We start from the raw sequence: 15942 nt of genomic DNA on the forward strand, positions 1-15942 counted from the left end.
CATACGCAAATACAATCAACAAATAACACTATAATACGTATATTTACGTATTGCAAGCATATTAAAAGAATATTATTATACTTACGAGTAAAGACGCGTATAAACACGCATGAAAGCGTATTCAGATAGTTTAGATTTTCTGAATGCCTGATTTGTGAATTCGGGTAATGAAATGGGCATACGTGATGCCATAGGCACGACAGATATGTTTACCAAAACCGCTGCGCAGTTTAGGTCACATATCGCGTGCTTAAGGGGTACCCCCTTAAAAACCCCGGAATAGCCAGAGGAGGAAGAATGGCCCGACCCAAAAAGACTGCCCACAACAAGCTTGACTGCTCTGTTTGTGTTCGTTTGAGTCGCGAAGAATATGATCGCTGGAAGGCAAAGGTAGCAGAAAGCGGTTTGAGCACCAGCGAGTTTTTCCGGCAGGCGATTATCCATAATCGCAGCAGCGTTCGGGCTCAGCGGCCCATCAGCAAAGAACAGCGCTCACTCATCTATTTATATAGCAAGGCAAGCAATAATATGAATCAACTGGCTTACCGCGCTAATCGGGATCATCTACATGGTGTGCTATGTGAGGAAACCTACCATTCCATATTAATAGCACTACTGCAGATTTCTGATTACCTGAAACAAGGGATTGCGAATGCTGATTAGGATTCGGGGAGGAAAAAGCGGAATCAAGGAATATCTGCAGACGGGTCGGAAAAAGGGCCGGGAGCAAAGCCGTGACCAACTCGATAACCGTGTCATTTTGCATGGTGATCTTGAAGCAGCTGATGCAATTATTAGCTCGGTTCCAGGCAAGGGAGAGAAATACCTGCATATAACCATCTCTTTTCGGGAGGACAGGGTACCCCTGGATACACTACAGAGAATCAGTACTGAATTCAGACAGTTTGCCTTTGCCGCCTATCGAAGCGATGAGTACTACTATTACTGTGAAGCACATCTACCAAGAATCAAGTGTGAGCAGGATCAAAAATCAGGAAAAATGCTTGAACGAAAACCGCACCTTCACATTGTGATTCCCAAGGTCAATCTTTTGAATGGTAAGGGACTGAATCCATTCGGCAAGGTCAAAAGATGCATTGAGTATATTGATGCGTTCCAGGAAACGATGAACACAAAGTACAAGCTTGCAAGTCCCAAAGATCATCGTAGATTGGAAACAGCAGATCGCAGTGAAGTAATTAGCCGATATTCGGGAGACTTCTTCAAACCAGCCGGGAGAGAGCTCAAGCAGGATTTACTGGAAGCAGCCCTGAACATGAATGACTACGAAGCTTTCATCTGCTTCCTGAACACGCTCGGTACCGTTCGTGTACGGAACCCGGGAACTGACAGAGAATACCTGAACATTAAAAAGCCTGAAGATGTTCGCGGTGTGAACCTCAAAGAACAGGTTTTCTCACGCAGTTTCCTGCAGCTCTCTCGCGCAGAGAAACAATCCTGGCTTCAGAATGAGACCATAAGCTCAAGTGTATTACGAGATAAAGATGCTTCCTCTTCTATTGATCCTGAAGCTATTCTCAAGGAATGGAACGCTGTGGGCTGTCGTGAAATCAAGTATTTAAACAGCGGCAACCGCTCACAATGGAAGCAGTATCAATCAGCTGATACCACAGAGCGTAAGAACATGCTCCACGTACTGGAAAAAGCCTTCTACTCGCGTTCAATTGAACCGGAACTCACAGATCTGGAAGCAGAAAATCAGGTTACAGAAGCTATTAGTTTTCAGGAAACAAATGAAGCACTATCGATTCAGGAAGCGGCCAAACAAGCCGGTGACTCTACAATCGGAGAGCTACTGCGGATTGAAGCCCGCAAAATGAAATATATAGAAATGGCCGCAATTTACAGGAATGAATACGCCAGACTGATTGATCCGGGAGAGTTGCTGAATTCGCTGAGCCATAGCCATGGTATAAATCCAGCGAAATATCGGACAGAGCAGACAGGAGACTATAAACGAATTCAAGTAGAAACCGGTAAGCGGTATTCAGCACTTGATTTTCTGGTAGAGGAACTATACCTCGAACCGGAAGATGCGCTGCAAATAATCAGGAAAGTCAATCAGGAACAGAATCGTCAGCAGAATCAGCGGCAGGAATATGACCCCGAGCTGTGGAGACAATTCACCTGCGAACGAAATACCGCAAGCCATGAAGCAGCCAAAGCAAAACAGAACAACAGGTATTCTGCAGCACAGCAGCGAAACAAGCTGAAAAACGAGTATGTAGCCCGGAAACAGAAGATATATGCCAAGAATAATCAAACAATAGCCGAGCGCAAAGCCGCCTTGTCCCTACTTAACATGAACAAAGTGCACCGCTTCCAGGAAATACACACTACCCTACAGAACCGGAATCAAGAAATTGAGTACCGTTTTTCCCGACTCTATAATTACCCTGCCTGGCTACACGAACAGGCAGAAAACGGAGATGAAAAATCACTGCATGAACTTCAACGATTACGCCGATGGAATCCTTTGCTGAATGAAAACCAGAACGCGGCAGCATCTACCGCAAAAAACTATCGGGGTGCGATCTACCATGAAGAAGACTGGTCTCACCATATTACAGAGAATGGCAGTGTGCATTACCGATACCGGGAACATGAAGCACTCGTTGATCATGGCCAGCGTGTGGATTTTGAAAACAATTGCAGTGAGGTCACCGAAACTGGCCTCCGCCTGTCCATGATGAAGTTCGGAACACACCTGAAAATATATGGCTCAGACGATTTCAAGAAAGAAGTCGTCGCAACTGCAGCCAGCCTCAAACTCCCCCTCCGATTCACCGATGACTGGATGAATGAAGCACTGGAGAAAACCCAGCCACCTGTGAGACGGGCGAGACCGCGGAGTAATGATAGAGGGGGAATGGAAATGGAATTCTGACGGAGACATTATTCCCCTCGGTTTTCTTGACATACACAAAAATATTGATAAGAATAAAATATACCAAACATAATATCTAATATGCTAAATTATTTTGTTTTGTTATTGGTATTTGGAGGAATATGATGTGTAAGTCCAATACTAAAATCATAACTGTGATTATCCTGTCAGCGGTCCTGGCGATAGTACTTTCAGGCTGTCCAATGGAAACGAATCAGAGAGTTTCAGATTCAAAAGATTCACAAAGTGACCCGGATGTTTCTTTTTTTGACTTCCCCAATAATGCCCGGGCAGTTTTTGTTGCAAACACCACGAATGATGAAAATGAAAGCGTAAATATGCTTTTCCAGTTGACTGATGATGGCTCCATTTCAAAGATATCACTGGACGAGGTACTAATTGATTCGAATGCACCAATTGCACTAGTAGCAGGTATTTCCGAACAAGCGCTTCTTATCGGTTTCGGATATTCTATCAGCTCCATTTCAAGTGCATGGCTGTATACCGCGGATAGTCAAGGCTTCTTTGACTTGGGCGAGCTCGTAACCGGGTTCAGATCTATGACCAACTATTATAAACACCCTCCCTTATTCCAGTATGATGCAATAGGTGGCATTTATTATCTCGGCACCGACCAGCGCATTCATAGAGTTGATACAAGCACCGAGCCACCTGGAGTAACTCATGCAAGCCCAACAGGAGATAGAGAGGACTTCTTTGAAGTTACTTCTACTGGTTTCATTGCATACAGAACATGGGAAGGAGATTATCGGATCAGGCATCCCGAAGGCGCACTTGCCCATTTACCAAGCAGAGACTTCTGGAGGGCTCCTGATGGATATATATACTTGTATCATCCACACACAGATTCTGAAGGTGAATATCAAACTATTGCACGAGTAACGCTGGATAATCAGGGTAACGTTGATTTCACCTGGATTGAGAGTGAACTCCAGACAAGTATATGGCCTCCTCACATGAGTTTGAAAGCTGAAACAAAAGATCGGGTTTTCATTGTAGATGAGGATAGAGCGAATATTATTGCAGAAGTATATAACCCGGATGGAGTTCCGCGTTCGCTCGATTTTATGCCAAACTTTTCTTCTATCAGCCATATGACAGCAACTTCAGATAGAATTATTGTATCAGGCTTCACGGACCGATTCAGGACATATTTCATAGATCCCGAAACAGACATATACGAAGAGATCAGTAGCTTGACTAATCTGGATGTCCGCTCCATTTTTCCCATCGAAAATAACAGTTATATCGTTAACGGACTGCGATTATCAGATGGAAAAGTAGTTATTGGATTATTGGACAGCACAGGAGAAGTTACTGTAATAGCAGAAGAAGGTGATACCGAAATACTTTACTTAACGAGCTGGTGACGAGCCTATATGGAACCGGAACCAATAAAGACCATTGATCAATTACGTGCCATCCCTAAATACCCCAGCATTGGAAGTATTCTAAATAAATATACCTCAGCTATCGGAGGCAAAGAGTTTCCATTAGGAACAGCAAAGCTGAAGAAGAAACTCCAGTTACTGAGCAATGAATCGTCAGATGTAGATTTGGACAGCTATATGGACGTCCTGACGGGTATCCTTGAATCATATCGAATGGTAACAGATGGAATAAATTTCCATTGGATAGATGGGGCTCAGCTGTATCATTATTTCAGAGCCTACCAACAACTAATATTGAAATTTCCTGTACTTGGATTGTCTGAACAGCTAATTCATAACCTGACTGCATACTATTTCGCATACATGTCCGTGCAGCGTTATGCATGGATGATCAAAAAATTCGAAGCTGATGCTAAACTGCATGCTCCGCATTTCCTTGTGTGTGGAAATGCATCCCTACAAGAAGCATTTGCGTCTTGTATAAATAATGCGAAACGTTTATTAGGGAAACCAGGAATTTCGGACTGGGAATTCATCACACTTCTGCATCCCGAACATATGGGTGACAAGGAACGGGGGCAAAGCCAGAACAAAGAAGCAATCCGCGAACTAGTCAAGCAGCTTCAATCATGGGGAACTACACCTGATTCACCGAAATATCATACCTTCCTTATAAAGATTATCGAGCCACTACGTGACATAGATGTGGAAGCAGCAAAGATCCTGGAAATTGATTTTATTTCATGGAAATGGCTTGCAACAATGCTTAAAGACTCAGATCTTGCATTTTCCGACCTCTCTTCATGGATGTCCACATTTTTTACGGAACTTCTAAACAGAGAAGATACAGAATTACATGTACCTTCAGATTTTATATTCTCTGATGAAATGTTAACCATGAGTATTCATATCTTGGCTCAGAGTTTGTTGGCAAAATTCACTACAGACGATGAGTATTACAATTGGCAAAATACAAGTATACAGCAGGATATTTTCCTGCCAGAAATTGAAGAATCTGACTTTGATGTTCTCTGGGAATATGTCAATGGTCTGGCATATTGTTCGGGCAGTAATTTTACTGAGTTTTCTACTAGCGTCTTCGAGTATTGCAAAAAAGAAAAACTCTCAGGAATTCGACATGTTTTCAAAAAACAATTCCTTCATGGAATATATAAGTTCAGTTACACTTCCTCGACTGCCTGGATCGACCGACAAATGGAAACATTGTTGTCAGACATACCAAAAAAAAGAATAATCGAGCGAGACCTGAACAAATGGCTTGCTGCTTCTAATAAAAAGAATGTTAACCTACCCAAAAGATGGGCAAGATTTGATCGAACCAGATTGATGATGACCGTCACCTTTGGCTCACCCGAACAGGTAAAGAAACAACTCGCTTTGGGTGCTGACGTACTGCGTATATCACAAAACTCTTCAAAACAGCCCGGGGACAATGGAACAGCACTCTTGTTCGCAATTCAAGCCTTATTAGAAAGTACAAATCCGGAACATTTCAAGAAAACCTCCGAGATCTTGCAGATCCTCATGAATGCACTCAAGGAATATCCGCATGACAGGGTAAAAGAAATAATAACATTGCCAACAAATCTTAAAAAAGTGAGCCCCTTAAGCTGCGCGTTGTACCTGGGAACCAGTAACATTATAGAAGAACTCCTCGAATATAAGCCTGATCTAACAGGAGAGCTTGGTGAAGACTCATTCTATCCTATATACCTCGCAATGAACGCATACTTTCAACACAAGAGCATGCGCTCTCCAGAATACCTATCCAATATAATAAACGACGGTAATTACAATCTTCAACGAATGACCACAGCTCCTGCCATCTTGGACCTTCTCCATAACTCTGATTCCACTTTCCAATCTCTTGCTCAATCATCAATCACAAACCTTCAATACTTGAATCACCGCGAAGAAAAACAACTACTGAAGAACATGTATCTATTAGCGGGATCTGGTGCCGTACCAAATCAAATGTCTCCTAATGGCCAATACCCTCTAGACCTTGCATATGAAATAGCAGAAACCTTTGGTGATCCTTCGGGCATTCATATTCTCAGGGATATCGGAGAATATAAACGCGCAATCCGCTAACCTTCGCACTTTTTCCCACCCGTCAATACTCTTTTCCGGTTGTACTCTTCTTGTAGGAGGATCATCAAATGAGTGATGTCAAGGAAAAGAAAACAGACGCAATTATTCCAGTAACTCTGAGAATAAATCAAACTAATGTTCCGTTCGTGGGACTTGCTGCTCCGGATGAATTTGTACAGGTAGTATCGAGGTTGCAACCGGATTATGTGTTTTGGGATGTCAATGAAGGACTAAAAGGAACGGGCGGCATATTGAATGAGGGTGTTATGTTAACAACTACAGTAGACGGCTACAATGATTATGCTGAACTGGAATCCGGCTATAAGCTGGGATTTTTAAATGGCATTCAATACCGTGATTCTATAATAATGGGAACCAGGAATTTCAAGGAATATCAGGCTTTAATGGAGTCTGGATATTCAAACATTGATGAATTTCGGGAGGTCACAAAAACTGATCTACCCGATATCTATATTCACTGGATGGAACATGTTGATAATCTCCTATTGAGGAAAGAACTGCCGACATGTAACAACCTCAGTGAGTTTAGTTTATACCTTGAAGAGGCTGGTCTTAGTGCCTGTAGTACCGAAGAAATACTGTCGATTATAACTGCTGGTTTTTCAAACATTCTTGATTACAAAGAAGCAAAAGAATGCGGTTTTACCGATGCTGCTACTTTTTTTCATGCCAGAGAATACGGTATAAAATCCCGAAACGAATACAAAGAGCTTGAAATTTCAGGTATTCAGAGCGTCTCACGGTGGAAGCAGTATAAACAGGACTCAGATACAGCGAAAGCAGAGTTTACCGATCTACTGGGAAAGCATTTATACATTCTGTATTTAACAGAATCGCTGGAATCAACATGGTCGTTAAAAAGCATTCAACAGTATATTGAGCGCAATATAATCAACCCTTACCAGATGTCTGGAGGAATATATTGTGAAATCGCACGAAGTACAGGCGAAAAGCCAATGACAGCACTAACAATGCATCCAGACATTTGTGATATGGTAATCTCTATAGACGACCAGACAGTAATCCGCCGCACATTAAGCGATGAGGAAATTGAAACTGCAAACCTTGATCTCTGCAATATCGTACTTTATGGAATCGATGGATTAAAGGAAGAGCGGATAGGAGATGTCGCAAAAGCTCTTACGATAATCAACAAGCTACGGGAATTTGGAACCAAGGAAATCAACGTATTTGCCGATTCTTCTTTCGAACACTATCTCACCGAATCAGAAATACAGCAAGTGAAACAGGCCTGTGACAATTGGACTACAGCAATCTATGGCACGCCTGCAGATGCCTATTTAATTGACCATGCACGACAGTATCCATCGTTCATTGTTACCAATGATCACTTCAGCACATACCTTGATGAGAAAAGCCCGTGGATTTACGAAAATATACCGCGCCTACTTGTTCCGTACTCCTTCGACAATGAAGGCAATGTAAGCTTTGGACGAAAACAGTACGAATTGCAAAACAAGGATTAGACAACAGAGATTGACCCAAGAAACAGAAAGGTATTAGAATATAGTTGAGACGGCGGTTGCCAGCGATTCGTTCATTAACGGGTCCACCAGTAGGGGCAATCGCCTTTTTTCGCATTCCCTGGTTAAATCACATCTTCGAATTCGATCAGAGCTCGTATGGTCTCGGGAAGTGTTTGTTTACCGAGAATTTCCAGCAACTCCCGAGCTGTTTTTGGTGGATTTTTTAGACGCTGTCGCATTTTTTGCACTGCACGAATAAAAACCCCAGTGTTCAAGTGAAACTGAGCAAGCAGGAAATCATCCGGGTGGATTGCTTCAATCCCGAATTCCTGAAGTGATTCTTTCGGGAAATCTTTCAGGTTATAGGTCACAATACCGTCCGCTCCTGCTCGTACAGCTGCGGCAACAACGTGACGATCACCGGAATCGGGAAGGACAATGGATTCAATCAACTTATCATAACCGGTAATCAAAGAATCGGCGGCATACTGATCCATCATCAACCGGGTTCTCTCCAACTGCTCACGGGTCAAATCAGGACGATTGGCCAACAGATTGCCTATCCATTCTTCGTGTATATGATTCGTCCAGCAGGCCCGGTATAACCCATCAGCTGCTAACTGCAGGAGCAAGTCTCTGAGATGGGCAGGATATAGAGTGCAGGCATCCAGAACAACGGTGAACATTAATCATACCCCATACCCAGCTTCTGGGCTTGTTCCGCCAGACTGGCCAGGGCTTCCTCGCGCTTCTGGTGATTCTGTTCCCTGTACTGCAGCGCATCCCGGCAATAGACTCTGCGGTGAGTCCCAACCTTGTGATACGGAATGTCACCGTTCTCAAGGAGCGATATAAGGTGAGGCCGTGAGACACCTAAAAGATCAGCAGCCTGCTGTGTCGTAAGTTCTGCATGCACCGGAATCAACGTTACCGCATTTCCCTGCCCCATATTCGACAGCAGATCTACCAACAATCTGACGGCCGAACGCGGCAGCTCAACAGATTCCATCGTCCCGGTAATCTGAATATTAAGTGTTTCAGACTGATACCGAGCCAGTTTGCGACTTGATTCTTTGGCAACGCTAATTTCGTCTGGTGCGGGTTCTATCAATTCAGTAACCTTGCTCATCGCTTCCCCCTTGATATGTTTAATATACTACCTAAACGAAATAAACGCAACAAAGGAATCATCGGATTAATCAGCCCCCATCAACACCACACTACGCTTAACCGCTCGACTGCTCACCACGAACAAAATAAGGATTAGCCACCTCAGCAAAGCTATGACGCACATCCCTTGCCTCAAACAAAAAGCAGTTCTGTATTTCAGCGGCGTCCAGATTAAACAATGCAATGTTATACCCATCGGCAATCCGGCTCCTGTACACAAAGCCATCAAACCCATGCGACTTGAATACCTCGGCAATAATCTGCGTTGGCGCATAATCTGCCCGATCATCCTCAGGCGTAACCGGCAGTGAAAAAGCCCTGTCTACGTGAGCCCAGACAGCCCATTCCTTTTGGTCGTCATCCGGCTCATAGAAATCCTTGCGATTTGCATCAAAGAAGAGCGGGTTTGCAGTGGTGTTTCTGGAACAATCAATAACAGTGAGCTCTTTCTGCGTTTTAAACCGGGCAACGGAGATCTCACTCCCGATCCACGGCCTGACCTCACCCATTGCAGTCTCTTTTTTACTGGCAAGATACAAGCACGGTATCCCCTTGGAATTCGCCCGACCCTCCGTAGCGGCATTCAACCGTGGCCGCATTCTGTCGGGAGGATGAGGAGCCGGAACCTCGAGGACATCATCGGTATCGCCGACACACTCAGAACGCCAACCACCCCCCAATTGCGCCCTCCAGAAATTACGACCCGTTTCAATCGTAACCTGTCGCGATTGAGAACTGGCAACCAACTCCGCCAGGAAAGCCTGTGTTTCCTCATCGAATACATACCGACGCCGACTGGTAACCGCTGCTTTAAACGCTTCATAGCTCCGCCATGTTCTAAATGGCATACACCAGTTCCTCCGTTACACTTCTCCAATGCCGCTGCATCCTCATTCCACACCCCACACACATCTATCCATGCCACCCGTCCTGGTATTTTTAGATTGATGAGTGACTATCAATCGGAGGCCGGGCAGGATGCATGCCCGAGCAGTGAGCGCAGCGAACGACCAGGGCAGGATTGCGCGCCTGCCGGCGCACACCCTCGGAACTACCGACCATCCGCTACGCCGTTGCGCCCTCAACCACCGCCTCGGCAAGGTGCAGCTGTGTCTGCCCAGCATCCCGCAGGCGCTGTTTCAGCTGGTCGCATAAGGCCATAAGTTCATCGACTCGTTCTACAATGCGGTGTTGTTCGGGGAGCGGGGGAATAACAAGAACCATTGTACTAATTTTACGAAGGACGAGGTTTTTATTCCCAATTCCCTCTGTGCCTTCTTCAGCCTGTTCGCGTAAAAGTGGCGCTGCTAACAGATGACGGAAAAAAGTACCAAGATAATTTTTTTTATCAAACTTTATTAGTGCAACACTGACGAAAATGCTAAACTCTATATCAGTTACAATTAATACTGGAACACCAGTCGTACCAACCTTTGTAAGCAGCATATCTCCTTTTTCCGGCCTGCATCGCTTTATCAATACATCGTGCTGCTCCTGAGAAATAAACCGCGTGTTATCAAAACATAATTTTCCAGAACTAATATCTTTGACTGAGAGAAAAGGCACACCATCTTTGCTATATTGAGGAGTGTGATGGGTACCATCTGTCACTTGATAGGCAATTTCAGCCAACCGACACCACACCCACCCCTCCGGCAGTTCAAACGGCTTTTCATCCTCTGTTATCTCCGGCAGGGGCTTGGGTTTCTTGATCTTCCCCTCTTTCACCAGCCGGTCTTTCTCGGCGGCGATCTTTTCCAGCAGGATGCTGGCCGGTTCGTCGTCGGGGTTCTGGGGGACAAGCCGCCCCATCACTGCCAGCTGCAGAATGATCTGCTGCAATCGGTCGATACTCTGCTCGGTGGTAAACAGGGTGTCAAAATGCTCCTGCACCCGCGCCCAGCTCTCGCCAAGCTCCTGCGCATCGGCAGCATCGGTCAGCGTATTCAGCAGCACATCCACCAGTGTTTCATGCGCCTCCAGCTGATCACCCGTACGTTCCTCCAGCCGATCACACAAGGCCATCAGCTCATCAACCTTGGCAACAATGCGGTGTTGTTCGGGGAGCGGGGGGAGAGCATAAGGAAGATTTAAAAGCTTTTCTTGTGTGATTCCAGCAACTGTTGTACCAGTGCCAATCAGTTCCAAAGTAGCATATGACAGATAATAATAGTCTATGTCCACTTGTTCGGACAATTTTATGGCTTTCAAATCTTGATTGAATGCAATAGAAGTCTGGCAGATCACGATTTTACCCAAACCCATCCGAGTGCACAAAAGCACATCCCCACTAACTGCCAGTTTACTCCCAGATTTCAAGCCTTCTTCAGTAATAGTATCTTGGGTAACAGATATGTATTTTCCTCCATTCAGATCTTTCACACTTGCCCAAGGAATATCACCATTCCAGAAAGCGGGATTATTCTTGCTAGGAGTTCCTCCACTGGCGATAGAATTAAACACATACCCCAACCGACACCACTCCCACCCCTCAGGCAATTCAAAGGGCTTTTCATCCTCGCTAATCTCCGGCAGGGGCTTGGGCTTCTTGATCTTCCCCTCTTTCACCAGTCGCTCTTTCTCGTCGGCGATCTTTTCCAGCAGGGTGCTGGCTGATTCGTCGTCGGGGTTTTGGGGGACGAGTTTGCCGCGTACGGCGAGTTCCAGAATCAGTTCGCGCAGTTTCTTTATGCCCGTCAGTTCTATCTTGCCGTTGCGGCCGCGACCGGCGGTGGATTTATGCGTGATTGCACTGGTCCACAGGTCGATGTTGTCGGTTATTACCTCGGCAGCGCTCATGCTGTGCCCCCCAGGGCGGTGGCCAGGATGCCTTTGAGCTGATTACGGATGTCCTGAATTTCGGCCTGCTGCTGTTCGTACTGGGTCAGCAGTTCATCTGGATCGTGGCTGATCTGCTCGCCGATATGCGGGTTTTTAATATCCAGGTTGTAGTTGCGCTCGCGGATCTGCTCAATCGAGACCTTCCAGGCCTGCTCGGTCTCCACGCGGGAGGCAAAGCCGTCGGACTCGCTGCCCCACCACTCAATCTCGGTCTGGAACTCGCTAAAGCGCATCGGTTTGGTTTTGCTGTAGCTTTTGTAGCCATCGGGGTACGGGTGTTCGTAGTACCATACCTCGCTGGTGGGCTTGCCCTTGGTAAAGAACAGCAGATTGGTTTTGATGCCGGTATAGGGGTTAAATACCCCGTTGGGCAGGCGCACGATGGTGTGCAGATTGCACTCGCCCAAAAGCTTTTCCTTGAGCCGGGTCTTCATGCCCTCGCCAAACAGGAAGCCGTCCGGCAGAACCACCGCTGCCCGGCCGTTGCTTTTAAGCAGGTGAATAAACAGGGTCAGAAACAGATCGGCGGTCTCGCGGGTGCGGAAGGCCTGGGGGAAGTTGTTCTCGATCCCGTCCTCCTCCATGCCGCCGAAGGGCGGATTAGCAACAATTACATCCACCCGTTCCTTGGGGCTCCAGCTGATCAGCGGCCGCGCCAGGGTGTTGTCATGCTTGATCTGGTCGGGCACCTCGATGCCGTGCAGAATCAGGTTGGTAGTAGCAAGCAGATGGGGCAGCGGCTTTTTCTCCACCCCGTGAATACTGCGCTGCAGGGTCTGTTCATCCTGCGGGGTGGTCACATAGTGCTTGCGTTTATGCTCAATGGCGCAGGTCAAAAAGCCGCCGGTACCACAGGCCGGATCCATTACGCTTTCTTCCAGCTTGGGATCCATCCGGTCTACCATAAACTCGGTTACAGCCCGCGGGGTATAGAACTCACCGGCATTCCCAGCACTCTGCAGATCCTTCAGAATCTGCTCATACATATCACCCAGCTCATGGCGCTCGCTGGATTTGTTGAAATCAATCCCTTCCTGCAGCTTGTTAATGACCTGTCGCATGAGGTGCCCGGACTTCATGTAGTTGTAGGCATCCTCGAACACATTGCGGATTACAATTCCACGGTAGTCATCACCGCGCGGCTCCAGGTTCTGCAGCCCGGGGAACAGGCTGTTGTCGACAAAATCCTTCAGCTCATCGCCGGTCATACCCTCGGGATTGGCCGCCCAGTTGCGCCAGCGCAGCTTATCCGGGATCGGCGAGCGGTAGTCATCGCTCATCATCTCCCATTCATGTTCACGATCATCAAAGATCTTGAGAAACAGCATCCACACCAGCTGCCCGATGCGCTGGGCATCACCGTCTACGCCGACATCCTTGCGCATAATATCCTGAATCGATTTAATCGTACTGCTTATTGCCATGGGGTTCCTCCGGGGGTGTACTGCGAGTAATTACGAGACCTGCGGCTGATACAGCGCCGTCTCCAGTTCCTGGACCGCCTCAGTATAGCCGGGTTTGCCGCCGAATGCATTCACCAGCTCGATCGGCGATCCCAGTTGCGAGAATGGATCCAGGGTCAACACCTTTACATCCTCAATCGGTTCAATACCGGCATCGACATATTTATCCAACAGAGCAGCCAGCACCTCGCGGCTGGCTCCCTGATACTTGCTGAAGTAGTTCTGTTTACGCACGTTCTCGGCGCGCTCCTTGCGGGTCAGCGGCGGCTGATCGTAGACAATATGGCAGATCACATCGAAGGGGTCCGGCTCATCGCCCAGCTTCCTGCCGACATCACGAATCAGATCCTCCCAGAAGATCCCGTTCTCGGCCAGCTCATCAATTATCGTCTGCTTGCGGGTGGCGGAATTCCAGCCGTTGAGAAAGTCATGCAGTGAGGCATACTGCTCCTGGACCTTCTTGCGGGTATAGTCGCGCAGGCTCTCGGTAATCAGCTTGCCCTCGGCATCCAGATACTGCACCCGCTCGGCAACCACCTGCACCACAACATCATCCACCACATAGCGTGTACGGCCGCTGCCTGTTTCCTCTTGATCCGGGCCATGGTCATCACTGACCCATTCGCTGTCGGGTTCAAGCTCCTCTCCATTGGGCCCTACCGCATCCTCGCCTGTCGGCAGGTCATCTGCCCCGTCCGCTGTTTCATCCTCCGGAACACAGACATCAATCAGATCGGGCTCGTACACCTGCACCGGGTCGCCGTCAAAGGCCGGATCGGCAAACAGCTCGGTGGCCTTCTTGAAATCGATTATGGTAAACCAGTGCTTGTTATAATCATCGTTGATCCGGGTACCACGCCCGATAATCTGCTTGAACTCGGTCATGGATTGAATCCGCTGATCCAGCACAATCAATTTGCAGGTCTGGGCATCCACCCCGGTGGTCATCAGTTTACTGGTGGTAGCAATGACCGGGTAGCGTTCCTCGGGGTTAATGAAGTTATCAAGCTCCGCCTTGCCCTCCTGCTCATCACCGGTAATCCGCATGACATACTTGCGGTTCTCAGCCACCCGCAGCGGGTTCAGATTCACCAGCGCCTGGCGCATCCGCTCGGCATGATCAATATCCTCGCAGAACACAATCGTCTTCTGAAATGGATCGGTACGCTCCAGCAGCTCGGTCACCTTGGCAGCTACGGCCATGGTACGCTGCTCCAGAATCATTGTCCGGTCAAAATCCTTCTGATTGTAGATACGGTCTTCGATGAGCTCCCCGTATTTATCGGTCTGTCCCTTGCTCGGCCGCCAGCCCTGCAGATCCCGATCCAGATCAACCCGGATCACTTTGTAGGGTGCCAGAAATCCATCCTCAATCCCTTTCTTGAGCGAATAGGTGTACACCGGCTCGCCGAAGTAATCGATGTTGGATACCTCGCGCGTCTCCTTGGGTGTAGCCGTCAGTCCGATGTGGGTAGCCGTAGTAAAGTACTCCAGGATCGCCCGCCAGGCAGAGTCCACCGCAGCGCTGCCCCGGTGACACTCATCGATCACAATCAAATCAAAAAAGTCCGGTGAAAACAGCTTGTAGATATTCTGCTCTTCCTCACTGCCAGTCACGGCTTGATACAGTGAGAGGTAGATTTCGTAGGATGGATCCACCGTGCGATTAGTCACCTTGGTCATCGCCTGACCGAAAGGCTTGAAGTCGTTGTTCTTGGTCTGATCAACCAGGATGTTCCGGTCGGCAAGAAACAGGATCCGCTTCTTCTGTTTGGCTTTCCACAAGCGCCAGATAATCTGAAACGCGGTATAGGTCTTGCCGGTTCCAGTAGCCATAACCAGCAGCACCCGATTCTGCCCACGGGCAACCGCCTCGATCGTGCGGTTAATCGCCACTGTCTGGTAGTAACGCGGACTGCGCCCGCTGCCGTCATCAAAATAGGGCTGCTCCACAGCCTGCTTGGCCTCGTTATGCAGCCCCTTGTGCCGGCAGTACAAATTCCACAAGTATTCCGGTGACGGAAACTCGTTCAGCGACAGCTCCCGCTCGGTCTGGCCGGTAAGTCCTGTCCGGTCATGAAACAGAAAGCCATCACCATTGGAGCTGAACACAAACGGCACATCCAGCGCATCGCTGTACGACAAAGCCTGCTGCATTCCATCGCCAATACTGTGCTTGTTATCCTTGGCCTCGATAATCGCCAGCGGCTGATTCTTACGATTGCTCAGCACATAATCCGCCCGACGCCGCTTCCCGCGCGTATGCAGCCGACCCCGCACAATAATCCGCCCGGCCGTAAACGACACCTCTTCGCGCACCTGCGTCTCGATATCCCACCCCGCCCGCTGAACCGCCGGAGTAATAAACTTGGTGCAAATATCCCGCTCACTTAGATGTCTTTTATCTGCTGTATCCATTTGTGCCATTTATATGGATTCTATTACAACGGTGGGGAGAAGTAAAGGATCGAAGTGTCTGTCTGTCTTTTTGTATTAGGAAAAAAGACAGACAGACAGGTACAATG

The 15942-nt window shown here is 47.6% G+C and carries 11 protein-coding genes; 5 read left to right on the forward strand and 6 right to left on the reverse strand.

Annotated features, from left to right (window positions below):
• The first annotated feature begins 297 nt into the window (after positions 1–297).
• The 5 genes from ACYQ2L_RS15215 to ACYQ2L_RS15235 all read left to right on the forward strand — a co-directional run bounded on the left by ACYQ2L_RS15215 (position 298) and on the right by ACYQ2L_RS15235 (position 7943).
• Complete coding sequence (locus tag ACYQ2L_RS15215) at positions 298–663, forward strand: plasmid mobilization protein (protein ID WP_460057481.1); 366 nt, start codon at positions 298–300, stop codon at positions 661–663.
• Positions 653–2908: an LPD7 domain-containing protein gene (locus tag ACYQ2L_RS15220; RefSeq protein ID WP_460057483.1), complete on the forward strand. Its 2256-nt coding sequence runs from the start codon at positions 653–655 to the stop codon at positions 2906–2908. Before ACYQ2L_RS15215 ends, ACYQ2L_RS15220 begins: the two co-directional genes overlap by 11 nt.
• 203 nt (positions 2909–3111) lie before the next feature.
• Entirely contained in the window at positions 3112–4299 is a 1188-nt protein-coding gene (locus ACYQ2L_RS15225; protein WP_460057485.1) for a hypothetical protein, read from the forward strand.
• 9 nt (positions 4300–4308) lie between these two features.
• Positions 4309–6435 (forward strand): hypothetical protein, encoded by a 2127-nt coding sequence (locus tag ACYQ2L_RS15230; protein WP_460057487.1) that lies wholly within the window; start codon positions 4309–4311, stop codon positions 6433–6435.
• A 68-nt stretch (positions 6436–6503) separates the two neighbouring features.
• On the forward strand, positions 6504–7943 hold the full coding sequence (locus ACYQ2L_RS15235; RefSeq protein ID WP_460057489.1) for a hypothetical protein: 1440 nt from the start codon (positions 6504–6506) through the stop codon (positions 7941–7943).
• 122 nt (positions 7944–8065) lie between these two features.
• Here ACYQ2L_RS15235 and ACYQ2L_RS15240 read toward each other — a convergent pair whose 3' ends face one another.
• From ACYQ2L_RS15240 to hsdR, 6 genes are all read right to left on the reverse strand, one after another.
• Positions 8066–8629 carry a PIN domain-containing protein gene (locus tag ACYQ2L_RS15240; RefSeq protein WP_460057491.1) on the reverse strand — a complete coding sequence of 188 codons (564 nt, stop codon included), beginning with the start codon at positions 8627–8629 and terminating at the stop codon, positions 8066–8068.
• Positions 8629–9072, reverse strand: coding sequence for an excisionase family DNA-binding protein (locus tag ACYQ2L_RS15245; protein ID WP_460057494.1), 444 nt, complete (start codon positions 9070–9072; stop codon positions 8629–8631). Before ACYQ2L_RS15245 ends, ACYQ2L_RS15240 begins: the two co-directional genes overlap by 1 nt.
• Before the next feature lie 97 nt (positions 9073–9169).
• Complete coding sequence (locus ACYQ2L_RS15250) at positions 9170–9961, reverse strand: RES family NAD+ phosphorylase (RefSeq protein WP_460057496.1); 792 nt, start codon at positions 9959–9961, stop codon at positions 9170–9172.
• 217 nt (positions 9962–10178) lie between these two features.
• A complete protein-coding gene (locus ACYQ2L_RS15255) occupies positions 10179–11912 on the reverse strand; it encodes a restriction endonuclease subunit S (RefSeq protein ID WP_460057497.1) in 1734 nt (577 codons plus the stop codon).
• Positions 11909–13378, reverse strand: coding sequence for a type I restriction-modification system subunit M (locus ACYQ2L_RS15260; RefSeq protein WP_460057500.1), 1470 nt, complete (start codon positions 13376–13378; stop codon positions 11909–11911). The genes ACYQ2L_RS15255 and ACYQ2L_RS15260 overlap by 4 nt, the downstream gene beginning before the upstream one ends.
• A 30-nt stretch (positions 13379–13408) precedes the next feature.
• Positions 13409–15844: an EcoAI/FtnUII family type I restriction enzme subunit R gene (gene hsdR / locus ACYQ2L_RS15265; RefSeq protein ID WP_460057502.1), complete on the reverse strand. Its 2436-nt coding sequence runs from the start codon at positions 15842–15844 to the stop codon at positions 13409–13411.
• Positions 15845–15942: the final 98 nt, after the last annotated feature.

The sequence above is a fragment of the Spirochaeta dissipatitropha genome (assembly GCF_054657935.1).

Bases quoted from the DNA above. Each gene is read 5' to 3' on its own strand.
- ACYQ2L_RS15215 (WP_460057481.1), top strand. From the start codon at position 298: ATGGCCCGACCCAAAAAGACTGCCCACAACAAGCTTGACTGCTCTGTT.
- ACYQ2L_RS15220 (WP_460057483.1), top strand. From the start codon at position 653: ATGCTGATTAGGATTCGGGGAGGAAAAAGCGGAATCAAGGAATATCTG.
- ACYQ2L_RS15225 (WP_460057485.1), top strand. From the start codon at position 3,112: ATGGAAACGAATCAGAGAGTTTCAGATTCAAAAGATTCACAAAGTGAC.
- ACYQ2L_RS15230 (WP_460057487.1), top strand. From the start codon at position 4,309: ATGGAACCGGAACCAATAAAGACCATTGATCAATTACGTGCCATCCCT.
- ACYQ2L_RS15235 (WP_460057489.1), top strand. From the start codon at position 6,504: ATGAGTGATGTCAAGGAAAAGAAAACAGACGCAATTATTCCAGTAACT.
- ACYQ2L_RS15240 (WP_460057491.1), bottom strand. From the start codon at position 8,629: ATGTTCACCGTTGTTCTGGATGCCTGCACTCTATATCCTGCCCATCTC.
- ACYQ2L_RS15245 (WP_460057494.1), bottom strand. From the start codon at position 9,072: ATGAGCAAGGTTACTGAATTGATAGAACCCGCACCAGACGAAATTAGC.
- ACYQ2L_RS15250 (WP_460057496.1), bottom strand. From the start codon at position 9,961: ATGCCATTTAGAACATGGCGGAGCTATGAAGCGTTTAAAGCAGCGGTT.
- ACYQ2L_RS15255 (WP_460057497.1), bottom strand. From the start codon at position 11,912: ATGAGCGCTGCCGAGGTAATAACCGACAACATCGACCTGTGGACCAGT.
- ACYQ2L_RS15260 (WP_460057500.1), bottom strand. From the start codon at position 13,378: ATGGCAATAAGCAGTACGATTAAATCGATTCAGGATATTATGCGCAAG.
- hsdR (WP_460057502.1), bottom strand. From the start codon at position 15,844: ATGGCACAAATGGATACAGCAGATAAAAGACATCTAAGTGAGCGGGAT.